The sequence below is a fragment of the Helcobacillus sp. ACRRO genome (assembly GCF_022347125.1).
Lineage (GTDB): Bacteria > Actinomycetota > Actinomycetes > Actinomycetales > Dermabacteraceae > Helcobacillus > Helcobacillus massiliensis.
In genome coordinates this window covers 15,219-37,112 of record NZ_JAKRNG010000015.1, presented here as the reverse complement: position 1 = coordinate 37,112, position 21,894 = coordinate 15,219, and the positions used below count along the sequence as shown (strand labels likewise).

Annotated in this window: 20 protein-coding genes and 1 tRNA gene; 9 read left to right on the top strand and 12 right to left on the bottom strand. The window is 66.9% G+C overall.

The window, feature by feature from the left end; all coding sequences use genetic code 11:
- Positions 1 to 178: 178 nt before the first annotated feature.
- Positions 179 to 264, top strand: a tRNA-Leu gene (locus MHY20_RS06870).
- 199 nt (positions 265 to 463) lie between these two features.
- On the opposite strand, the gene MHY20_RS06865 is transcribed toward MHY20_RS06870, so the two are convergent.
- Positions 464 to 1,642 (bottom strand): HAMP domain-containing sensor histidine kinase, encoded by a 1,179-nt coding sequence (locus tag MHY20_RS06865; RefSeq protein WP_239375815.1) that lies wholly within the window; start codon positions 1,640 to 1,642, stop codon positions 464 to 466.
- On the bottom strand, positions 1,635 to 2,306 hold the full coding sequence (locus tag MHY20_RS06860; protein ID WP_183374518.1) for a response regulator transcription factor: 672 nt from the start codon (positions 2,304 to 2,306) through the stop codon (positions 1,635 to 1,637). The genes MHY20_RS06865 and MHY20_RS06860 overlap by 8 nt, the downstream gene beginning before the upstream one ends.
- 297 nt (positions 2,307 to 2,603) lie before the next feature.
- On the opposite strand from MHY20_RS06860, the gene MHY20_RS06855 reads away from it, so the two are divergent.
- The 4 genes from MHY20_RS06855 to MHY20_RS06840 are packed head-to-tail and all read left to right on the top strand — an operon-like array spanning position 2,604 to position 6,004.
- Positions 2,604 to 3,047: a hypothetical protein gene (locus MHY20_RS06855; RefSeq protein ID WP_239375813.1), complete on the top strand. Its 444-nt coding sequence runs from the start codon at positions 2,604 to 2,606 to the stop codon at positions 3,045 to 3,047.
- Between the two features lie 3 nt (positions 3,048 to 3,050).
- Positions 3,051 to 4,106: a peptidoglycan-binding protein gene (locus MHY20_RS06850; protein WP_239375811.1), complete on the top strand. Its 1,056-nt coding sequence runs from the start codon at positions 3,051 to 3,053 to the stop codon at positions 4,104 to 4,106.
- A complete protein-coding gene (locus MHY20_RS06845; protein ID WP_183374524.1) occupies positions 4,103 to 4,789 on the top strand; it encodes an ABC transporter ATP-binding protein in 687 nt (228 codons plus the stop codon). Before MHY20_RS06850 ends, MHY20_RS06845 begins: the two co-directional genes overlap by 4 nt.
- A 15-nt stretch (positions 4,790 to 4,804) precedes the next feature.
- Entirely contained in the window at positions 4,805 to 6,004 is a 1,200-nt protein-coding gene (locus tag MHY20_RS06840) for an ABC transporter permease (protein ID WP_239375810.1), read from the top strand.
- 325 nt (positions 6,005 to 6,329) lie between these two features.
- Here the strand turns inward: MHY20_RS06840 and MHY20_RS06835 are convergent, their stop codons facing one another.
- Positions 6,330 to 6,968 carry a SatD family protein gene (locus MHY20_RS06835; RefSeq protein WP_183374528.1) on the bottom strand — a complete coding sequence of 213 codons (639 nt, stop codon included), beginning with the start codon at positions 6,966 to 6,968 and terminating at the stop codon, positions 6,330 to 6,332.
- Between the two features lie 38 nt (positions 6,969 to 7,006).
- On the opposite strand from MHY20_RS06835, the gene MHY20_RS06830 reads away from it, so the two are divergent.
- On the top strand, positions 7,007 to 7,411 hold the full coding sequence (locus MHY20_RS06830; RefSeq protein ID WP_239375809.1) for a hypothetical protein: 405 nt from the start codon (positions 7,007 to 7,009) through the stop codon (positions 7,409 to 7,411).
- Here MHY20_RS06830 and MHY20_RS06825 read toward each other — a convergent pair.
- The 9 genes from MHY20_RS06825 to MHY20_RS06785 form a co-directional block, all read right to left on the bottom strand.
- A complete protein-coding gene (locus MHY20_RS06825; protein ID WP_239375808.1) occupies positions 7,377 to 8,234 on the bottom strand; it encodes a shikimate dehydrogenase in 858 nt (285 codons plus the stop codon). The two genes, MHY20_RS06830 and MHY20_RS06825, sit on opposite strands and share 35 nt — an antisense overlap.
- The gene (gene mltG / locus MHY20_RS06820) at positions 8,216 to 9,382 is read right to left on the bottom strand and encodes an endolytic transglycosylase MltG (protein WP_183374534.1); all 1,167 of its coding nucleotides are present in this window, start codon (positions 9,380 to 9,382) and stop codon (positions 8,216 to 8,218) included. Before mltG ends, MHY20_RS06825 begins: the two co-directional genes overlap by 19 nt.
- Positions 9,383 to 9,404: 22 nt before the next feature.
- Positions 9,405 to 9,869, bottom strand: coding sequence for a Holliday junction resolvase RuvX (ruvX, locus tag MHY20_RS06815; protein ID WP_183374536.1), 465 nt, complete (start codon positions 9,867 to 9,869; stop codon positions 9,405 to 9,407).
- A 1-nt stretch (position 9,870) separates the two neighbouring features.
- On the bottom strand, positions 9,871 to 12,567 hold the full coding sequence (gene alaS, locus MHY20_RS06810) for an alanine--tRNA ligase (RefSeq protein ID WP_239375807.1): 2,697 nt from the start codon (positions 12,565 to 12,567) through the stop codon (positions 9,871 to 9,873).
- Positions 12,568 to 12,724: 157 nt separating this feature from the next.
- On the bottom strand, positions 12,725 to 13,348 hold the full coding sequence (gene rpsD / locus MHY20_RS06805; protein ID WP_183374545.1) for a 30S ribosomal protein S4: 624 nt from the start codon (positions 13,346 to 13,348) through the stop codon (positions 12,725 to 12,727).
- A 126-nt stretch (positions 13,349 to 13,474) separates the two neighbouring features.
- On the bottom strand, positions 13,475 to 14,833 hold the full coding sequence (locus MHY20_RS06800) for a replication-associated recombination protein A (protein WP_239375855.1): 1,359 nt from the start codon (positions 14,831 to 14,833) through the stop codon (positions 13,475 to 13,477).
- Between the two features lie 16 nt (positions 14,834 to 14,849).
- Positions 14,850 to 15,944 (bottom strand): quinone-dependent dihydroorotate dehydrogenase, encoded by a 1,095-nt coding sequence (locus MHY20_RS06795; protein ID WP_183374549.1) that lies wholly within the window; start codon positions 15,942 to 15,944, stop codon positions 14,850 to 14,852.
- A gap of 9 nt (positions 15,945 to 15,953) precedes the next feature.
- Positions 15,954 to 16,409, bottom strand: coding sequence for a hypothetical protein (locus MHY20_RS06790; RefSeq protein ID WP_183374551.1), 456 nt, complete (start codon positions 16,407 to 16,409; stop codon positions 15,954 to 15,956).
- Complete coding sequence (locus MHY20_RS06785; protein ID WP_183374553.1) at positions 16,406 to 16,768, bottom strand: hypothetical protein; 363 nt, start codon at positions 16,766 to 16,768, stop codon at positions 16,406 to 16,408. The genes MHY20_RS06790 and MHY20_RS06785 overlap by 4 nt, the downstream gene beginning before the upstream one ends.
- A 101-nt stretch (positions 16,769 to 16,869) precedes the next feature.
- Between MHY20_RS06785 and MHY20_RS06780 the strand changes: the two genes are divergently transcribed.
- From MHY20_RS06780 to sucB, 3 genes are all read left to right on the top strand, one after another.
- The gene (locus tag MHY20_RS06780; RefSeq protein WP_183374555.1) at positions 16,870 to 18,336 is read left to right on the top strand and encodes a leucyl aminopeptidase; all 1,467 of its coding nucleotides are present in this window, start codon (positions 16,870 to 16,872) and stop codon (positions 18,334 to 18,336) included.
- 328 nt (positions 18,337 to 18,664) lie between these two features.
- On the top strand, positions 18,665 to 20,071 hold the full coding sequence (lpdA, locus tag MHY20_RS06775; protein ID WP_239375806.1) for a dihydrolipoyl dehydrogenase: 1,407 nt from the start codon (positions 18,665 to 18,667) through the stop codon (positions 20,069 to 20,071).
- A 29-nt stretch (positions 20,072 to 20,100) separates the two neighbouring features.
- A complete protein-coding gene (gene sucB / locus MHY20_RS06770; RefSeq protein ID WP_239375805.1) occupies positions 20,101 to 21,879 on the top strand; it encodes a 2-oxoglutarate dehydrogenase, E2 component, dihydrolipoamide succinyltransferase in 1,779 nt (592 codons plus the stop codon).
- Positions 21,880 to 21,894: the final 15 nt, after the last annotated feature.

Below are 21,894 nucleotides of genomic sequence, written 5' to 3'. Positions count from 1 at the left end.
TCGGCACGCACGCGCCCCGGAGCTCACCAGCTGCCGGCAGCGCACAGTCATCGATCCGGGATGCAGCGCACCCCTGCGTGATTCCGTTCACTCGGGGGCGGCTTGGGGGCCTCTCGGTTCGCGCGGCGGGTTTGAGCCGTGCTAGATTCTTATTCGTTGCCGACGAGGCAGTCACCTAGTCCGGGTGGCGGAATTGGTAGACGCGCTAGCTTGAGGTGCTAGTGCCCGCTTTAGGGCGTGGGGGTTCAAGTCCCCCCTCGGACACCGACGGAGCACCCCTCCTGACCTGCGAAAACGCATGGTTCGGAGGGGTGCTCCTTTTGCTGTCCCCGAAGGCTGCGGCTGGTCCAACATCCACACCACCGTGGTCAACGTCGGGGTGTCCTTCGACACCGCTTGCCTGGAACCTGCGGTGCGCGTTCTTGAGCACGCTGTACTCACCGATTCGGTTCGAGTCCTGTCTCTACGCCGGAGCATCCGGACTCGGCAGCGTCACGGTGATGCACAGGCCACCGCCCTCGTTCGCAGCAATGTCGAGCGTGCCGTTCGAACGGTCGACAATTGCCGACACGATCGACAACCCGAGTCCGCTGTTGGTGCCGCCGGTGCGACCCTTGGTGGTCTTGAACGGTTCGGTGAGTTGGCTCAACTGCGCCCCATCAATCAGTTCACCGGTATTGCGCACGGTGAGTTCGGCCATCGAGTCGTCACCGGCCACCATCCGGGTACTCACCGTCAGGCTGCCGCCATCGGTATTGTGTTGAATCGCGTTTTGGATGAGGTTCTGTGCCAGCTGGTGAAACAGTCGCTCATCCCCAAACGCAGTGGCCGGGCCGAACTCGCTCGTGACCGCAAGGTCGCGTTCGGCCAGCAGCGGCTGCGACTCACGCAGCACCGTCGACACGATCTCGGTGATGTCGCAGCTGGTCGGCTTCACCTTTCCCCCCTCGAGTTCGGCAAGATCAAGCAGCGACTCGACGGTGCGGATGCTGCGCTCATTCACCTGCAGCAGCTTGCGCAGCACATCCCGATCAACCTCTCCTGGCTTCGAGAGCGCCACATCGAGGATGGTTCGGGTGGTGGCAAGCGGCGTGCGAAGCTCGTGCGAAGCGTTAGCGGCAAACCGTCGCCGTGCCGCGGTCGAGTGCTCAATGCTCTCAAGCATTTGGTCGAACGTCTGTGCCAACTCGGTAATCTCGTCGTGAGGGCCGGTGAGTCCAATGCGGTGGTCGAGCCGACCATCCGCAGCCAGCTTCGCAGCCTGGTTGACCGCCGCGAGTGGCTTCAGCATCCGCCCCGCCAGCAACCAGGCAGCAACCGAACTCAGCACCACCAGCACGGCCAACGCAATCGCCGAAACCTGCAGCAGCAGAGTGATGAAATCGGCCTGGCTCTGCACCGCAATCTTGATGTTGTCCGGCGGAACTGCGGGGTCATCGACGGCAATCACCAGCGGCTCTTGGCTCGGCTGAGCATCAACCGACTCAAACCCGTAATCAGGCACAAAACCAATGAACAGCGTCACCAGGGTGAGCAGCAGCCCACCGCACAGGAACATCAGCAGCGCGTACGAAAACGCGAGCCGAGTGCGCGCCGTGAAACGATGCTTCCGGCGAAGAAGCGTGGGCAGGTGCTTAACCATTGAGCGTCCGGTCGATCGTGTAACCAACACCGTGTTCGGTACGAATCACCCACGGCTCACCAAGCTTGCGCCGCAGCGAACTGATCGTCACCTTCACCGACTGTGTGAACGGATTAGCGTTCTCGTCCCAGGCCTCCTCGAGCAGCGTCTCGGCGCTCACCACCCGCCCGGGCTCGCGCATCAATGACTCAAGCACCGCAAACTCCTTGCGGCTGAGCCGGATATACCGGCCGTCACGGGTGACTTCGTGGCGGAACGGGTCGAGCGTGACCCCGGCCGCTTCATATCGGGTGGGTCGCGTCGTGAACTGACGCCGACCCAGCGCCCGCACGCGAGCCACCAGCTCCGCAAACTCAAACGGTTTCGCCAAATAGTCATCGGCACCCAGCTGGAAACCATCCACCTTCTCTTGGATGCGCCGCGCCGCGGTCACCATCAGAATCGTTGGACGATCCTCGCGCAGGTTGAGTTGCCGACACACCTCGTCGCCACTCACGCCGGGGATATCGCGATCAAGCAGCACGACCTCGTAGTCGTTCATCTCAATGGCTGCCAGCGCATCCCGACCATCAGCCACCGTGTCGGCGGGAATCGAGTGGAGCGCGAGCCCGTCCTGAATCGCTTCGGCGAGATACGGCTCGTCTTCAACGATGAGTACGCGCATGACTCCTCCTGAGAACCGCGGCGCCGCCCAGAAAGCGGCGAAAAGCAACGATGCGGCCGCTCGGACTATGACCAGTGGTCGCCAACCTCAGTCTGGCACGCGACAGGTAAGAGAAACGTAAGCATTTTCTTTTACGCTGCCGCAACCCGCACCCGCGTGAACTGGGACATGTCCTGATCGGCGCCGCCGCAAAGGTGACGCCGGATACATCTCTAAGAAAGTGAATTGTAACCCTCCATGTTCCGTACACGCACCTCACGTACTGCCACAGCAGCACTCCTCGTTGGAGCTGGCGCAATGCTGGCGCTGACCGGATGCTCGGCGAACGATCAGCCCGAACTGCAGCAGAACCACGCTGCCAGCGCCGAACAGTGGCAGCACGACTTCGAGCGCTGCCTCAAAGAAGAGAGCGTCGAGAACGCCGGCATCCCCGTCAACCCCGACGGCTCGCCCATCGAGGGTGACGAAGGTGAAGCTGACCTCGAAGCCGCACTGCAGACCTGTTCCGACAAGGTGGGCCCGGCTCCCGAGGCTGCTAACCCGCTAACCGACGAACAGCTCAACGAACAGCTGCTCACCTACGCGAAGTGCATGCGTGAAGCCGGCTACGACGTGCCCGACCCCAAGCCGAACGGTGAGGGCATCACCGTGCAGCAGAACGGTGGCCCAGAAGCCGACCCTGCAGACGTGCAGCGCTGCACCGAAGAAGCTGGCCTCGAGATCCAGGGAGAGCAGCAGTAGTTGATGCGCAAGAAGCGAATCGCAGTCATTTCGGCCGCAGGGGTGCTCGCCATCGCTGCTGGCGCCACCGGATTCTCGCTCATGGACGGTACGAGCGCCGAAGAGACCACCAAGGCGGTGTCATCATCGGTTGAAACCGCGACCGTGACCAAGACCGACCTGGTTGAGCGCGTCGAAGCGAAGGGCACACTCAACCACGGCAAGCCGGCAACCTATGGCACGCAGCTCACCGGAACGCTCACCTCGGTGGCCGCTCCCGGAACCACACTCACCATCGGCACCGAGATGATGCGCGTCAACGAACGTCCCGTGTTCGCGATGCGGGGTGAAGTGCCGGCCTGGCGCAATTTTGAGGAGGGGATGTCGAACGGTCAAGATGTGATGCAGCTCGAACAGAACCTCAAGGCGCTCGGCTATTTCGAAGACGAGCCCGACAAGCACTTCGGCCGGGGAACCGCATCCGCGATCGCCCGGTGGAAGAAGGACCACGGCTTTGAATGGAGCACCACGCTCGAACTCGGACGCGTCGTATTCATTCCGAGCGATGTGCAGGTGAGCTCGCAGAAGGCAAGGGCAGGGGATGCGGCGAGCACCTCGGTGCTTGACGTCACCGGCACTTCGAAGGTCGTCACCGCCGAGGTGCCGCCGAGTATGCGCAGCCTGTTGCCGGTGGGTGCGAAGGCAGACATCGAACTGCCCGACGGGAAGACCACCGAGGGCGTTGTTGAAGCAGTCGACCCGTCCGTAGAGAAGGAGGACGAATCGGGACAGAAATCGGTCAAGGTGCCGGTGCGTCTGTCGCTCACCGATCCTGCCGCCGCTGAGGCGTATGCCGACGTGACCGTGAGCGTGGTCACCACTCGCACCACCGCCAAGGGTGTGCTGGCGGTGCCAGTGCGTGCCCTGCTCGCCGAGCCCGGCGGCAAGTACGCCGTGGAAGTCATCAAGAACGGCGAAGCCACCCGCGTGCCTGTTGAAATCGGTGCATTCGCCGATGACCTGGTGGAGATCAAGGGCGGCGACGTGCACGAGGGCGACGAAGTGGCGGTGGGCGAATGACCCCCGACCTGCCACTGCTGACACTCAACAGCGTGTCGCGACAATACGGTTCGCCACCAACAACTGCTCTCGATGACGTCAGCTTCACCGTGAATTCGGGCGAAATGGTGGCCATTACCGGACCGAGTGGCTCGGGAAAGTCGACGCTGCTCAACCTCGTAGGCACGCTCGACCGGGCAAGTGACGGCGAGATCACCATCGCCGGCCACCGCGTCTCGGCAGCGAGCGACGCGAAGCTCTCGGCGCTGCGAGCACACCTCATCGGGTTCGTGTTCCAGCAGTACCACCTTGAGGATGCGCAGACCGCTGCCGACAACGTCGCCACGGGACTGCTCTACACCGGTATGCCGCTCAGGGAGCGGCGGGCACGCGCCCGCGAAGCGCTCGATCGCGTGGGCCTGGGAGATCGAGCCCATCACACGCCACGCCAGCTCTCGGGCGGGCAGCGGCAGCGCGTGGCGATCGCGCGAGCCGTTGTCGGCGACCCGCCGCTGCTGCTCGCCGACGAACCCACCGGTGCGCTCGACACTCGCTCGGGGGCGCAGGTGGTCGACATCCTGAAGGATCTCAACCGCACCGGCACCACGGTGCTGGTGATCACGCACGACCGTGAACTCGCAGCGGGATTCCCGCGACAGATCAGCATCCGTGACGGTGTGCTCGAATCTGACACCCAGCAATAGCGGAGGAGGGAAAGCATGACACTCGATCCAGAAGAATCACGCTCGCACCTTCGCCAAGAAGACCTGCTGCGTTTGGGCTGGCAGGGCCTGCGTGCGCACCCCGTGCGGGCCACGCTCTCGGCACTGGGAATTGCCATTGGCATCGCCGCGATGATTGCCGTGATCGGCATCTCGCTGTCGAGCCAGGCAAAGATTCAGGAGCGGCTCGCATCGCTCGGCACCAACCTGCTCACGGTGTCGGCCGGTAAATCATTCAGCGGCGACTCGGCCGAGCTGCCGGTCGACTCCGCCGAACGACTGCAACGCATCGAAGGAGTCGAACAGGTGGGCTGGGTGGGTGACCTGCCTGAGGTGGCGGCCTACCGCAGCAGCTATATCGATCCAGGTTCGACCAACGGCCTCAACGTGGCCGCAACCGACACCGGGCTGCTGTCGGCAACTTCCAGTGAGCTGCACAGCGGCACCTGGTTCAACGACGCCAACAAGCAGTACCCCACAACCGTGCTGGGGACAACCGCGGCCAAACGACTGGGCGTCGTCTCGCCCGGCTCAATGGTGAATATTGGTGGCCAGAATCACACGGTGCTGGGCATCCTTAAGCCGTCAGCGCTCGCACCCGAACTCGACACTTCGGTGCTGGTAGGCGCGCCGCACGCCGCCGAGCGACTTGGTTTCACCGGTTCGCCCACCACGCTCTATGAGCGTTCGACTGACGCCTCAGTGGAGTCGGTGCGCGAACTCATCCCGGCCACAATCAACCCGAAATCGCCCAATGAGGTGAGCGTGAGCCGGCCGTCCGACTCGCTGGCCGCACAACACGCCATCGACACCGCCTTGACGGGCATGCTCGTCGGTGTGGGCTCGATCGCACTGCTCGTGGGTGGTATCGGCGTGGCGAACACCATGGTCATCACGGTGCTCGAGCGTCAGCGTGAAATCGGTCTGCGCCGTGCCCTGGGAGCCACGCGTGCGCATGTGCGCAAGCAGTTCTTGATGGAAGCCGTGATGCTCGCCACATACGGTGGTGCAGCCGGGCTCGTGCTGGGTGTGGGCTGTACCGTCGCCGTTTCACTGATCAACGGTTGGACGCCCACGGTGCCTCCGCTGATTGCCGCACTCGGTGTTGCGGTCACCATCCTGGTTGGCGCCATCGCAGGCATGCTGCCCGCCATGAAGGCGGCCAAGGTGTCGCCCACCGAGGCACTCGCGGCCTAGCGACAGGTGCTTCGCGCTCCAGCAGGCTCGCGGTGGTGAGCATCGCCGCGATCACAATCGCGAATGACTGGAACGCCATATCGCTGCCGGTTGCAGGCAGACCTCCCTGCGCGACGGCATCCTCACCATAGGCGTGAGTGCTCACATCGCCCCTTTCGGGGGGATGCTTTCCGGGCTCACGAGCGGCCTGATCGTTGCCTGAGGAAGGAGTTCAAGCCCCCCTCGGACACCGAAGGAAACCCCTTCTGATCAGCAGAGATGCGGATCGGGAGGGGTTTTCGCATGCGCCCTGGCAGCATGCCCAGCACCATGGCGGCTCATGCGTTCAGGGAAGGACCCACGTGCCCTGCAGCGCCTTGGCAAGAGCACGCAGACGGTTCGTCACGATGCGCTGACTGATCGCGGATGCGGACACTCCGTCCGCTTCAGCGAGAGCCGCTACGTCCTTCCCCTCCAGGAGGCCGAGGAGCGTCCTCTGCGCGCCCCCGCGCAGATCGCTGATGGAGATGTCCAGCCACTGCAGCAGCGACTCCAGCTCTGCGGCTTCTTCTCGGCCCGCGCGCGCTTCCCGGACACCGGTGCGCACGCCGTCGAATCCAGCGGCGTCCGACAGCGTCCGCACCGCTTCGATCGCCTCGCGGGCACCCCACCAGGCACTGCCGTCCTGGATGCCGGTCTCCTCATCGATGATGCGGACCTCTCCCCCACCAAGACCGAAGCGGACATCGGCTGATCCGAGCATGTGGAGGCGCAGCAGGTGCGCGGCGCGCAGTGCGGCGCCGAGCGTCGAATAGACTCCCTGGAACTCGTCCCCCACCGTGGGACGCAGCGGATCCAGCGCGTCGACCGCCTCGTTGACGGCGTGAGCCGCTGTGGTAGCTTGCTTCTGGCTCTCAGCTCGGGCTCCGTCGCGGGAGCGGACGATGTCCACGAGCACCGCCACACATGAAGCTTGAGCCTTCATTTTTGCCATAGTACGAGATTACCTTCATGGACGGTGAGATGTCAGCCCTCATCCACGCGCTGCTGATCGCCGCGTTCGGCGCGGCCACCCTCCTCGGCAACCTCATCGTCCGCCGGCTGCTCTCCCGCATCACCACCAGCACTCCCCCGTCGGCCCCACGGGATCTCCTGAGCCGCGAACGGGACCTGCCCGGCGGCCGCTGGATCGGCACCCTGGAGCGCCTCGGCATCTACGCCTGCATCGTCGCCGGCTTCCCCGTGGGCATCGGATTCGTCCTCGCCATCAAGGGCCTCGGCCGCTACCCCGAACTGCGAGCCCAGGACGAACCCGCGATCGGCGAACTGTTCATCATCGGCACCCTCGCCAGTGCCCTCTGGGCATGTGCGTGCGCCGGCGCCGCACTCGGGCTCAGCGCACTGCTGCGAACACTGCTGCTTCCATAGCCTCCGCCGGCGCCTGCTCCACCCCGAGCATCAGCTCCACCTGCCGCATCGCCTGCCTCGCCAGCATCGCCCGGCCGTCCATGGTGACGTCCGCCGGGACCAGACCGTCGAGGACCGTCGGCAGCGGGTGGTAGAGGACGTCGAGGAACGCCCCGGCGCGCTGAGGGGCCGACGGGGCAGCCTCCAGCACCGACGCCAATGCCCGCGCTCCCGGCTCCGCCAGCGCGCTGATCACTGCGTCCGCGCCGAGGAGACGCGGCGCATCCGCAAGCGTCCCGGTGCGCACGGTCAATCCGCGCGCGTCAGCGAACTCCACGAGCGGCACCAGCTTCTGCGCACTCCGCGCCAGCAGCGTGACGTCCTCCGCGCCGAGCTCGTGCATCGCCGCGAGGGCAGAAAGGGCGGTCGCGCCGGAGCCGAGGATCGCCGCGCTGGCCGGATCCCCAACACCGGCGTCGCGGAACGACTGGGCGATGCCGTGCACATCGGTGTTGAATGCGGCCCACCGCCGCTCAGCACCCGGCGACGTGGGCAACGAGATCAGCGTGTTGGCGATGCCCAGATCCTGGGAGGCGCGATCATGGGCGAGTGCTGCAAGGAACGCCGACCGCTTGTGCGGCATGGTCACCGAAATGCCGGTGAACGCCTGCAGGCCGGTGCTCAGCGCATGCTCGAACCCGTCGGCGGGCACCCTCACCTTCTCGTACCGCGCATCCTGCACACCGAGAGCCGCATAGGCGGCGGTGTGCAGAGCCGGGGAGAGCGAGTGATCGATCGGATCACCGATCACGCAGAAGCGCCGCGTCACTTGTTCTTGGCCCACTCCCGCCATTCCTTCACGTACTTCTCGTGCTCGGCATTGGTGGTGGCGAACTTCGTCTCACCCGTATCGGTGTTGACGGTCACCCAGTACAGCCAGTCGCCCTTCGGAGGATTCAGCACAGCGTCGATGGACCTGTCGCCAGGGTTGGAGATCGGTCCGATCGGCAGCCCCTTGTGCTTGTACGTGTTGTACGGGGAGTCGATCGCGCGCTCCTTCGGCGTGGTCGAGTAGCCCTTGCGCACATCGCCCACCGCGTAAGCGACCGTGGAGTCCACCTGCAGCGCCATCGGAGTGCCGCCGGCTTCGCCGACTCCCTTGAGGCGGTTGTCGATGGTGCGGGCCACCTTGCCGAAGTCCTCGTCGCTGCGCGCTTCGCGCTCCACGATGGAGGCGCGGGTGAGGACGTCGTGCTGCTTCTTGGCCGGGATGCCCTTCTCCTCCATCTTCGACTGCATGCGCCCGGCCATCTCCGTGAGGATCTCCTTCGCATCAGCGTCGTCGGAGAAGGTGTAAGTGCCGGGCCACAGGTAGCCTTCGGCGCTCTTCGCCTTGTTCTCAGGGATGCCGAGGGCGGTGTAGTCCTTCGCCGCCTTCTCGAACTCCGCCACGGGGATGCCGGTCTGCTTCGAGAGGGTCTTGAACACCACCTTGTTCGGCGAGCCTTCCGGAATGGTGACGCGCACCCCGGCGGCGCTCTGCGGATCCAGCAGCGCATCCAGCGCCGCCGAGGAGGACATCTGCTTCTTCAGCTTGTACTGGCCCGGGTGGATCGAAGCGGCCTTCGGTTCGTTGGCGAACAGGGTGACGAACGGGCCCGTGGACTTGATGACGTCCTTCTCAACCATCTTCTTGGCGATGTCGGTGCCGGTGTCGCCATCCTCCACCGTGATGACGGCTTCGCCGCTGCCGGAACCGGTGTAGTCGTCCGCTTCCTGTTCGATGCGGTGACCGGTCACCCACTTGTAGCCCTCGTAGGCGCCGAGGCCGAGGCCGGCGAGCACCAGCACCACCAGCAGCAGGGGGAGACAGCGCTGGATGCCGGATGGCTTGTCGTTGCCCCGACGAGCAGCGCGGCGGCCGCGGGGCCCGCCGTCGTTGCCGGGTTCGTCTGGGGATTCGAACAGGTCGTCGAAGCTGTCGTGGGCCACTGGGCGCCTCCTTGGGACAGGGTCAGTTCAGGGGGATGCCGGCCGCGCGACCGGTGGAGCGCTCCTGATCCAGAGCGGTCTGCAGAATCATCACTGCGGCCACCTGGTCCACTACGGAGCGGTGCTGCTTCGTCTTCCGGCCCGAGGAGCGCAGCGCCTGGTGCGCACTGACGGTGGTCAGTCGCTCGTCGATGAACCGGATGTCGACGCTCTCGGCTGTGTCGCCGAGGGCTGAGTGGAGCTCGTCGGCGAACCGGCGGGCCTTGTCAGCGGCAGCCCCCTCGCTGCCGTTGAGGGATCGCGGCAGGCCGATCATGACCCGTCGCGCCTCATCCCGGATGCAGAGCTCGGCGATCTTCGCCGCCGCCGTGGGACGCTGGAACGTCTCGACGGGGGTGGCGATGAGGCCGTCGAGGTCGCTGCGGGCGCAGCCGACCCGGACGTCGCCGACGTCGATTCCGATGCGGATGAATCGCTCGGAGGTCATGTCAGGCCCGGCTGCGCAGTGCCGACGCAATGGACTCCAGCGCGTGCGGAGCCTTGGCGGGCTCACCGCCGCCGCCCTGCGCCATGTCGGGTTTGCCGCCGCCGCGGCCGCCCATCGCCTGAGCGGCGTCCTTCAGGAGGGCGCCGGCGGAGATGCCGAGATCGCGGGCCGACGGGTTCGTCGCGACCACGAGCGCGACCTTGCCGTCGGATTCACCGGTGACGGCGATGACGGCGGGCGCCCCGTCGCCCAGACGGGCGCGCAGGTCGGTGACGAGCGTGCGGACATCGCCGCCGTTGACGCCGGTGCCGGCGTCATGGGTCAGCACGCGCACGCCGTTGATGTCCTGGGCGCTCTCCACCAGTCGCGCCGCTTCGGCCTGCAGCTGCTGGCCGCGGAGGGTCTGGAGGTTCTTCTCCATCTCCTTGATGCGCTGGGTGAGGGAGCGGACGCGCTCCGGGATGTCGGCCCGGTTCACCTTCAGGATCTCCGCGAGCTGCGAGACCATCGCGTGCTCCTTGGAGTGGTGCTGGTACGCGTTGAGGCCGACGAGGGCGTCAACGCGACGGACACCGGAGCCGATGGAGGCTTCGGACACCAGCTGAACGGTGCCGATGGAACCGGTGCCGGCCACGTGGGTGCCGCCGCACAGCTCGCGGGACCAGTCGCCGCCGATGGAGACGACGCGGACCACGTCCCCATACTTCTCACCGAACAGAGCCTGCGCGCCGAGGGCCTTCGCCTCATCGAGCGACATCTGCTGATCGGTGACGTCCATGTTCTGCTGCAGCTTCTCGTTGACCACGCCTTCGATCTGGGCGAGGGAGGACTGCGGAACCTGGCTGTTCCAGCGGAAGTCGAAGCGCATGCGGCCCGGGGAGTTCTCAGAGCCGGCCTGAGTGGCGGTGTCGCCGAGCTCTTCGCGCAGCGCCTCGTGCACCATGTGCGTTGCAGTGTGGGCCCGGGCGATGGCGCCGCGCCGGTCGGTGTCGATGGCGGCGACGCCGCTCTCCCCCGCGCGGACGCTGCCTTCCACGAGGCGGCCGCGGTGCACGGACAGTCCCTTCACGGGAGCCTGGACGTCGTCGATCTCCACGATGCCGCCGCCGGCGAGACTGATGGTGCCCTGGTCGGCGAGCTGGCCGCCGGCTTCGGCGTAGAACGGGGTGACGTCCAGAACGATCTCGACGTCCGCGGGGGCGTCGGCGGAGTCCACGAGATGACCGTCCTGGAGGACCGAGCCGACGGTGACGTCACTGGTGGCGTCGGTGTAGCCGACGAAGCGGGTGGTGCCCTTCTCACCGAGGATCTCGCGGAACACGGAGGTGTCGGTGTGGCCGCCCTTCTTCGCCTGGGCGTCGGCGCGGGCGCGTTCGCGCTGCTCCTGCATCGCGGTGCGGAAACCGGCCTCGTCCACCTTGAGACCGGCCTCTGCGGCCATCTCCATGGTGAGGTCGAACGGGAATCCGTACGTGTCGTGCAGGGTGAAGGCCTCGTCGCCGGGCAGCACGGTGGATCCGGACTTCTTCAGGTCGCCGGCGACCTGGTCGAAGATCTGGGTGCCGTGCACAAGGGTACGGCGGAAGGTGTCCTCTTCGGTGAAGAGGATCTCGCTGATGCGGGCGTCCTCGGTGATGAGTTCGGGGTAGCCGGCCGCCATGGCGTCGCGCGCCACGGGCAGCAGTTCGCGCAGGGCCGGCTTGTCGTAGCCGAGCAGTCGCATGGAGCGGACGGCGCGGCGGATGAGGCGGCGCATCACGTAGCCGCGCCCTTCGTTCCCGGGGCGGACGCCGTCGGAGGCGAGCATCATGGCGGAGCGGACATGGTCGGCGACCACGCGCATGCGCACGTCCGCCTCCTCATCCTCGCCGTAGGTGCGGCCGGACAGCTCCTCCGCCTTCTCGATCAGGGGGAACACCTGGTCGATCTCGTACATGTTGTTCTTGCCCTGCAGGATGTACGCGAGCCGCTCCACGCCGAGGCCGGTGTCGATGGCCTTCTGGTCGAGCTCGCGGATCAGGGGGTAGTCCTTGCCCTGTCCCTCACCGCGGAGGAACTGGTCGAACACGAGGTTCCAGATCTCGATGTAGCGGTCCTCGGAGCGCTCGTCGCCGGGCCATTCACTGACACGGCCGGTGGGGGCGTCGGGCCCGAATTCGGGGCCGCGGTCGTAGTGGAATTCGGCGCAGGGGCCGGCGGGGCCGGGCTGGCCGGTGTCCCAGAAGATCTCCTCCCGGGGCAGCAGCACGATGCGCTCCTCGGGGAAGCCGATGCCGTCCACGAGGGAGGTGCGGGCCTCGTCGTCCTCTTCCCAGATGGTGACCCAGATCCGGTCGGGTTCGAGACCGTAGCCGCCGTCGTCCTGGGAGGTGGTCAGCAGCTCCCAGGCCATGCGGATGGCGCCGTCCTTGAAGTAGTCGCCGAAGGAGAAGTTGCCCGCCATCTGGAAGAAGGTGCCGTGGCGGGTGGTCTTGCCGACGTTCTCGATGTCGTTGGTGCGGATGCACTTCTGGACGCTGGCAGCGGTGGAGTACGGCGGGGTCTCAGAACCGAGGATGTACGGGATGAAGGGCACCATGCCCGCGATCGTGAAGAGGATCGACGGGTCGGAGGACACGAGCGACGCGCTCGGCACGATCGTGTGGCCCTTCTTCTCGAAGAAGTCGAGCCAGCGGCGGTGCACCTCAGACGTCTGCATCTGTCGGTCCTTTCATGGGGCGTCAGCCCGGTGTGTCGGGGCGGCGGGAAGGATGGGGGCGGAATGCGAGAAGCGGCCCCGGCCCAGTGTACGTGCAGTGCCCGGGCGGGGCCGCTTCAGGTTGCCTATGCACCGTGACGGTGCCAGCACAGATTGATCAGCGAGCGTAGTACTCGACGACGAGAGCGACGTCGCAGGTCACGGGAACGTCAGCACGCTTGGGGCGCGAGACGAGCTTCGCCTTCAGCTCCTCGAGCTCCACCGACAGGTACGACGGCACCGAAGCGGCGACATCGCTGTTCCCGCCTTCGGCGGCAGCCTGGTAGGTCTCGTAGGTCTGAGCCTTGGGGGCGATCTGGATCGTCTGGCCCGGCTTCACGCGGAAGGACGGGCGGTCGACGAGCTGACCGTCCACGAGGACGTGGCGGTGGGTGACGGCCTGACGGGCCTGGAGGATGGTGCGGGCGAAGCCTGCACGCAGCACGAGAGCGTCCAGACGCATCTCGAGCAGCTCCACCATCGACTCACCGGTCAGACCGGGGAGCTTCTTGGCCTCGACATATGCGCGGTGCAGCTGCTTCTCACGAAGCTGGTACTGCGCGCGCAGACGCTGCTTCTCGGTCAGACGCACTGCGTAGTCCGAGTTGGAACGACGAGCACGACCGTGCTGGCCCGGCGGGTACGGGCGCTTCTCGAAGTACTTCACGGCCTTCGGGGTCAGAGCGAGCCCGAGAGCACGGGAAAGTCGCGCGGTACGACGCGCCTTGGTGACACTGGTCACAGAGTTACCTCAATTTCGATGCGATGAATCCATTAGGCAGCCGCGGATTCAAGAGTCGATCCTACGCGGCCCGCCCCCTGCCGTTCAACGGTTTCGGCGCGCCTCACGCCGGTTTCGCCTGTGCGTTCAGTCACCGTGGGGGCGGTGGCCGCGGGTGATCTGCCGCAGCACATGGAGGGAACGACCGACGGAGGCCTCCCTCCCCCGGTCCGTGGGCTCGTAGTAGTCCACGCCCACGAGGTCATCGGGCGCGTACTGCTGTGCGGCGACGCCCCGCGGCTCACTGTGGGCGTAGACGTAGTCCTCACCGTGGCCGAGGTCTTCGGCCCCTTTGTAGTGGGAGTCGCGCAGGTGCGCAGGGACGCCGCGCCCCTTGCCGGCGCGGACATCGGCGATCGCCTTGTTGATCGCAGCGTAGGAGGCGTTGGACTTCGGCGCGGTCGCAATGTGGACCACGGCCTGCGCGAGCGGGATGCGGCCCTCGGGCATGCCGATCATCTGCACCGCCTGCATGGCGGCGACAGCCACCTGCAGGGCACTGGGGTCCGCCATCCCCACCTCTTCACTGGCGGCGATGACCACGCGGCGGGCGATGAACCGGGGGTCCTCACCGGATTCGATCATGCGCGCCAGGTAGTGCAGGGAGGCGTCCACGTCGCTGCCGCGCATCGACTTGATGAACGCGGAGGCGACGTCGTAGTGCTGATCCCCGGTCTTGTCGTAGGACAGCATCGCCTGGTTGATCGCCTGGGACAGCACGTCGGGGGTGATGGTGCGGTCCGTGGAGCGCAGTGCGCTGGAGGCGGCGGCTTCGAGGGAGGTGAGGGCCTTGCGCGCGTCGCCGCCGGCGAGCCGCAGCAGCTGAGCGCGGGCCTCATCGCTGAGCTCGACCTCGCCGCCGAGGCCGCGCTCATCGCTCAGGGCGCGGTCGATCAGCTGGTCCACGTGTGCGGGTGTCAGCGAGCTGAGGGTGAGCACGATGGAGCGGCTGAGCAGCGGGGAGATGATCGAGAAGTACGGGTTCTCGGTGGTGGCGGCGATCAGGGTGACCCAGCGGTTCTCCACCGACGGCAGCAGCGCGTCCTGCTGGGATTTGGAGAAGCGGTGCACCTCGTCCACGAAGAGGACGGTTTCGCGCCCGGTGGTGCGCAGCCGACTGCGGGCGGCGTCGACGACGGTGCGGATGTCCTTGACCCCCGCGAGGACGGCTGAGACCTCCACGAATTCACGGTCGCCGGACTGGGCGACGGCGTAGGCGATGGTCGTCTTCCCCGTGCCGGGCGGCCCCCAGAGGATGAGGGAGGAGGGCGCGGTGCGCGAGTCGTCGTCGCTGAGCAGCCGGTGCAGGGGTGAGCCCTCGCTGAGCGCTTCCTCCTGCCCCACGATCTCGTCGATGCTGCGGGGACGCATGCGCGCGGCGAGCGGCGCCCGATGGTCGGTGTTGCGGTCCCCGAGGGTCTTCGGGGCGGGCGCGTCACCGGCCAGGGAGAACAGATCGTCGTCACTCACGGCGGCGCGCCACCTCAGCGGCGATGCGGCCCGGCCACGACGGGCCCTCGTAGATCATGGAGGTGAAGCCCTGCACGAGGTCGGCGCCGCGCTCGAGCCGTTCGATGACGTCCTCGGCGGTGCGGACGCCGCCGGCGGAGATCAGCGCCAGGCTGCGCTGGGCCCCGTCGGCCCCCACCCCCGTGCGGTTCGCGACCAGCAGGTCCAGCACCTCCAGGGAGCGGGTGCGGAGGATCGGGCCGGAGAGTCCGCCCGCACCGATCTGCTCGATGCGCGAGCGCGGTTCGGCGAGGGCATCGGGGCGCTCGATGGTGGTGTTCGTGGCGATGATGCCGTCGAGGCCGAGCTCCAGGGCGAGGCGGGCCACCGCGACGACGTCGTCGTCGTGGAGATCCGGGGCGATCTTGACGAACAGCGGAACCCGTCGGCCGTTGACAGCGGTGTTCTCCGTGTGCTCCCGGACGGAGGAGAGGATCGGCCGCAGTTCGTCCACGGCCTGCAGAGCGCGCAGGTTCGGAGTGTTCGGGGAGGAGACGTTGATCGTCAGATAGCTGGCGTAGGGGGACAGCAGGCGCGCGCTCATGGCGTAGTCAGCGGCGGCGTCCTCCAGTGCGGTGGTCTTGTTCTTGCCGATGTTGACGCCGATGACGGCGCGGCGGCCCGCGTCGGTGGAACGGATGCGGCGCAGACGGTCGGCGACGGCGACGGCGCCCTCATTGTTGAACCCCATCCGGTTGATGACGGCGCGGTCCTTCACGAGGCGGAACAGGCGCGGCGTGTCGTTGCCGTCCTGGGGGCGCGCGGTGACGGTGCCGATCTCCACATGGGTGAACCCGAGATCGAGCAGTGCGAGCGGGACCTGAGCGTTCTTGTCGAACCCGGCGGCGAGGCCGAACGCGCCGGGGAAGTCGATGCCGGCGACCGTGCGGCTCTTCTCGGCTCCGCGGGCGCTGAACAGGCGGCGCAGGACCGCGGGGCCGCCTGGGAGGCGGTGCGCGAGGCCGAGGGCGCTGATCGTCAGATGGTGGACCCGCTCGGGGTCGAAGCGGCTGAGGACCTGGGAGAAGACAAGGGGGTAGATGCTCACCCCTCAAGTCTACGCGGCGTGCTTGACTCCTCGCCGGCGCTGGTGCAGCAGGTAGATCCCGGCGATGATCGGCAGCACGAGCGGCACATAGCCGTAGCCGGATCCGAAGTGGGACCAGACCGAGGGGCGCGGGAACAGGGCGGGCACCGCAATGCTGAGCAGTCCGACGCCGATGACGCCCGCCAGTTCGATCCCGACCACCGTGAGGGCGGCGGTGATGGGCACGCGGGGGCGCGAGACGAGGACGGCGAGGACGATGTAGGTGACGGCGGCGAGCAGGGAGAGCACGAACGCGACAGGCGCCTGGTCGAATTCGGTGAGGATCTGCACGAGGGACCGGGCGGTCGCGGAGATCGCGAAGATGAAGTAGGCGAGCATGATGACCACGCGGAAGCCGCGGCCCTGCTCGGCACCTGTGCGATCCGTGTGCTCGGCATCGCGGCGGATCCCGGTGCGGCCGCTCATGCGAACCCTCCGGCCCAGATCTGCGGAAGGCGGGCGGCGAGCACCGTCATCGTCAGCGACGCGATCGCGATCGTGAGCGCCCCCCAGCGTGAGCGCTCCAGGAACCCGAGGTAGAGCCCGGCGATGGGAAGGGTGAGGCCGGTGAGGGCGTAGCCCCAGAAGGTGATGGCATCGGTGGGGCCGCCGACGGATGCCGCCTTCAGCAGGGCCCCCACCACGAGGGCGATCCACACCAGCAGCACGAGCAGCTGGGCGCCGAGGAGGATGAGGTCCGCGGCGAGGTCCTTGACCACGTAGAGAAGGCCGAGCGCTCCGACTCCGACGCCGATGATGTACGTCGCGATGATCAGTGCGCTCATCGTGTCCCTTCTGCTGCAAATCGGTACGGCCATGCGGCGGCGGTGGATTCTGCTCGCATGTTCTGCGGGCGGCGGCGTGCCGGCTGGCCTACGATGAGGATATGACAGATATGAAAATCACTGCCACTAAGGTTGAGTCCGTCACTGCCGAGGTTCTGGTCCTCCCCCTTCTCGCCGGCGAGAAGGATGCGGATGCGACCCCCGTCGGCCTCCCGAAGCTGAGCTCCGCGGTCAGCGCTGTCCGCGCTTCCGGCGCCAAGGGCGCCACCACCCGCCTGCCCGCCGTCAATGGTCTGAAGGCCCAGTCCGTGCTCCTCGTGGGCCTGGGCTCCTCCGATCTCGCCGATGTCACCGATGAGCACATCCGCGAGGCCTTCGGTTCCGCCGCCCGCGCCCTCACCGGCGTGAAGTCCGCCGCCATCGCATTCCCCGGCGGCTCCGACGATCAGGTCGTCGCCGCTGCTGAGGGCTTCGCCCTCGGCTCCTACAACTACATCGAGCACAAGACCGCTGAGTCCGCGAAGAAGTCGACCCCGGTCGAGTCGTTCGAAGTCGTCACCGTCTCGAAGCCGTCCACGGAGCTGTCCGCGCGTCTGGACCGCGCGATGACCGTCGCCGAGCACGTGCACGCGGTGCGCGATCTGGTGAACACCCCGCCGAATCTGCTGTTCCCGGAGGCGTTCGCGGACATCGCCGCGAAGGCCGCGAAGAAGGTCGGCGTCGGCGTGGAGATCCTGGATGAGAAGAAGCTCCTCGCCGGCGGCTATGGCGGCATCATGGGCGTGGGTCAGGGCTCCACCCGCAAGCCCCGTCTCGTGAAGCTGACCTACGTGCCGAAGAAGGCCACCCGTCACGTCTCGATCGTCGGCAAGGGCATCACGTTCGACACCGGCGGCATCTCTCTGAAGCCGGGCGCCAGCATGGACGAGATGACCTCGGACATGGCGGGTGCAGCCACCACGCTGCACACCGTTCTGACCGCGGCGAAGCTGGAGCTGCCGATCGCCGTGACCGGCTTCCTCGCCCTCGCCGAGAACATGCCGGGCGGCGGCGCTCAGCGCCCCGGCGACGTGGTCACCATGCGCAACGGCATGACCGTCGAGGTGCTGAACACGGACGCTGAGGGCCGCATGGTCATGGCCGACGCGCTCGTGGACGCCGCTGCTGAGAAGCCGGATCTGCTGATCGACGTCGCCACCCTGACCGGTGCGGCCGTGGTCGCCCTCGGCTCCCGCACCGCTGCCGTCATGGGCACCGAGGATGCGCGTGACGAACTGTGGGCCGCGTCCAAGCGCGCCGGCGAAGCGTTCTGGCCGCTGCCGTTCCCGGAGGAGCTGCGCGAGACCCTGAACGGCCGCGTCGCCGACCTCTCCAACATCGGTGAGCGCCCGGGCGGCACGCTGAGCGCCGGAGTGTTCCTGCAGGAGTTCACCGACGGTCTGCCGTGGGCGCACCTGGACATCGCCCCGACCGGCTTCACCCAGAAGCCGTACGGCTACACCACCCGCGGCGGCACCGGCCAGAGCCTGCGCACCATGCTCGCCGTGCTGGAGGACACCAGCCGCTGAGCAGCGCTGCACTCCACCAGGCGCAGCCGTGAGCTGACCTGACTGACCGGGAAGGCCGACGGGACCCTCGCACGAACGGGCCCGTCGGCCTTCTTCGTGCCCGCGGGCCTATGCTCTGCATGCCCACGGGCCCGTGCCGTCCATGATCCCGGCCACCCGCCGGGCCCTCAGTTCCCGCCGGGCGGCGAGCTGGAGGAATGTTGCGCCGCAGTGCAATAGCATGGGAGGCATCATCGCTGAGCGCGAGCGCGCTCGGCGTGAGCATCGCCGCCCGGCCATTTCCGGTCGGCGCCGAGCACGACCATCGAGTGAGCTAGGGAGCTTGAACGTGGCTGATAACTCCACTGACCAGAAGTTCGACATTGTGATTGTGGGAGGCGGCAGCGGCGGCTACTCCGCAGCTCTGCGCGCCGCTCAGCTGGGCAAGTCCGTTGCCCTCGTCGAGAAGGACAAGCTGGGCGGCACCTGCCTGCACCGCGGCTGTGTCCCCACCAAGACGCTTCTGCACGTGGCCGAGATGGCCGAGGCGCCCGCGGATGCCCGAGCCCTGGGCATCGACCTCACCCTCAACAACATCGACGTTGACAAGATGCTGTCCTTCAAGGACCGCACCATCAGCCGCCTGTACAAGGGTCTGCAGGGCCTGGTCGGCTCCGGCGACATCGAGTACGTCGAAGGCTTCGGCCGCCTCACCGGCAAGAACACCGTCGAGGTGACCGGCGAGAACGGCACCACCACCCTAACCGGCGAGAACATCGTCCTCGCCTCCGGCTCCTTCTCGAAGACCCTCCCGGGCCTCGAGCTCGGCGGCCGCATCATCGACTCCGAGATGGCGCTCCAGCTGCCCGAGGTTCCGAAGAACCCGATCATCCTCGGCGGCGGCGTCATCGGCGTCGAGTTCGCCTCCGTGTGGAAGTCCCTCGGCGCTGAGAGCGTCACGATCGTGGAGGGCCTGCCGAACCTGGTCGCCAACGAGGACGAGGCCCTCTCCAAGGGTCTGGAGCGCGCCTTCAAGCGCCGCAAGATCAAGTACTCACTCGGCATCTTCTTCGAGAAGGCCGAGCAGACCGAGGACGGCGTCAAGGTCACCCTCGCCGACGGCACCGAGTTCGAGGGCGACTACCTCCTCGTTGCAGTGGGCCGCGGCCCGAACACCAAGGACATGGGCTACGAGGAGCAGGGCATCGAGATGGATCGCGGCTTCGTGCTCGCGAACAAGGAGACCCTGGAGACCAACGTCAAGGGCATCTACGCCGTCGGCGACATCGTCCCGGGCCTGCAGCTCGCCCACCGCGGCTTCCAGCAGGGCATCTTCGTGGCCGAGCAGATCGCCGGCCTGAACCCGGAGCCGATCAACGAGGCGCACATCCCGCGCGTCACCTACTGCGAGCCGAACGTCGGTTCCGTCGGCCTCACCGAAAAGCAGGCGAAGGAGAAGTTCGGCGAGGACAAGGTCGAGAGCTACGAGTACAACCTCGGCGGCAACGGCAAGTCCCAGATCCTCGGCACGCAGGGCTTCGTGAAGCTCGTGCGCGAGAAGGACGGCCCGATCGTCGGCGTCCACATGCTCGGCGCCCGCATGTCCGAGCAGATCGGTGAGGCTCAGCTCATCGTGTCCTGGGAGGCCATGCCGGAGGATGTCGCCTCCCTCATCCACGCCCACCCGACCCAGAACGAGTCGCTCGGCGAGGCTGCGCTGGCACTGGCCGGCAAGCCGCTGCACTCCCACGCCTGATCCACCAGTCGACAGCAGAGGAACTGACAATGTCAGAAAAAGTACAGATGCCGGCTCTCGGTGAATCCGTCACTGAGGGCACCGTCACCCGCTGGCTGAAGGACGTCGGCGACACCGTCGAGGTCGACGAGCCGCTCCTCGAAGTCTCCACCGACAAGGTCGACACCGAGATCCCGTCACCGGTCGCCGGCGTGCTCGAAGAGATCCTCGTTGCTGAGGACGAGGACGCCGAGGTCGGCGCCGATCTCGCTGTCATCGGCAGCGGCGACGGTGCATCCTCCGACGCGGAGAAGTCCGAGGACGACTCCGCCGCGGATGAGGCCTCGCAGGAGCCCGCAGCCGACGACGCTGACGACAGCGCCGATGATGTGGACGACGACGCCGCGTCCGAGGACGATGCACCCGCAGAGTCCTCCGGCGGCTCCGGTGAGGGCGAAGAGGTCACCATGCCGGCCCTCGGCGAGTCCGTCACCGAAGGCACCGTCACCCGCTGGCTGAAGGACGTCGGCGATGAGGTCGAGGTCGACGAACCGCTCCTCGAGGTCTCCACCGACAAGGTCGACACCGAGATCCCCTCCCCCGTGGCGGGTGTTCTCCAGGAGATCCGCGTGAAGGAGGATGAAGAGGCCGAGATCGGCGCCGTCATCGCCGTCATCGGGTCCGGTGCCGCATCCGGTGGCTCCTCTGAGAAGCCCGCACCGGCGAAGCAGGAGGAGAAGTCCGCTGACGCCTCCGACAAGGGCGACGCCCAGAAGGCGGCCTCCGAGCCGGCTGCTGAGGAGAAGCCCGCGAAGGACGAGAAGCAGGAGCAGAAGGCTGAGGCCTCCGCCACTGCTGACTCGTCGCTCACCGGCTCCTCCAACGCGACGGCGTACGTCACCCCGATCGTTCGCAAGCTCGCCAAAGATTCCGGTGTTGACCTCTCCCAGGTCACCGGCACCGGCGTGGGTGGCCGCATCCGCAAGCAGGATGTGAAGGACGCCGCCGAGAAGCAGAAGCAGGCCGCTGAGGCGCCCTCGGCTCCGTCCGCAGGTCAGCAGCACGCTGCCCCCGCTGCTGCGAAGCCGTCCGCCCCGGTCGAGATGTCGCCGCTGCGCGGCACCGAGCAGAAGATGACGCGTCTGCGCAAGATCGTCGCTGAGCGCATGGTGGAGTCCCTGCACACGCAGGCGCAGCTCACCACCGCGGTCGAGGTTGACATGACCCGCATCGCCGCTCTGCGCAGCCAGGCGAAGGACCAGTTCGCTGCCCGCGAGGGTGCGAAGCTGACCTTCCTGCCGTTCATCATGCAGGCCGCTGTCGAAGCGCTGAAGACCTACCCGGTCATCAACGCCGAGATCCAGGACGGCATGATCAAGTACCACGGCAGCGAGAACATCGGCATGGCTGCGGACACCGAGCGCGGTCTCGTGGTCCCCGTCATCAAGAACGCCGGTGACCTCAACCTCGCCGGTCTCGCACGCCAGATCGGTGAGCTCGGCGGCAAGGCGAAGAACAACAAGCTCGGCCCGGACGACCTCCAGGGCGCGACCTTCACCATCACCAACACGGGATCCGGCGGCGCCCTCTGGGACACCCCGATCGTCCCGAACCCGCAGGTCGGCATCCTCGGCTGCGGCACGATCGTGAAGCGTCCCGCCGTGGTCAAGGACCAGGACGGCAACGACACCATCGCGATCCGTTCGATGATGTACCTGTTCCTCTCCTACGACCACCGCCTCGTGGACGGTGCGGACGCTGCACGCTTCCTCACCCACATGAAGGCGCGACTGGAAGAAGGCGCGTTCGGCAGCGAGCTCGGACTCTGATCCACGCCCGCTGAC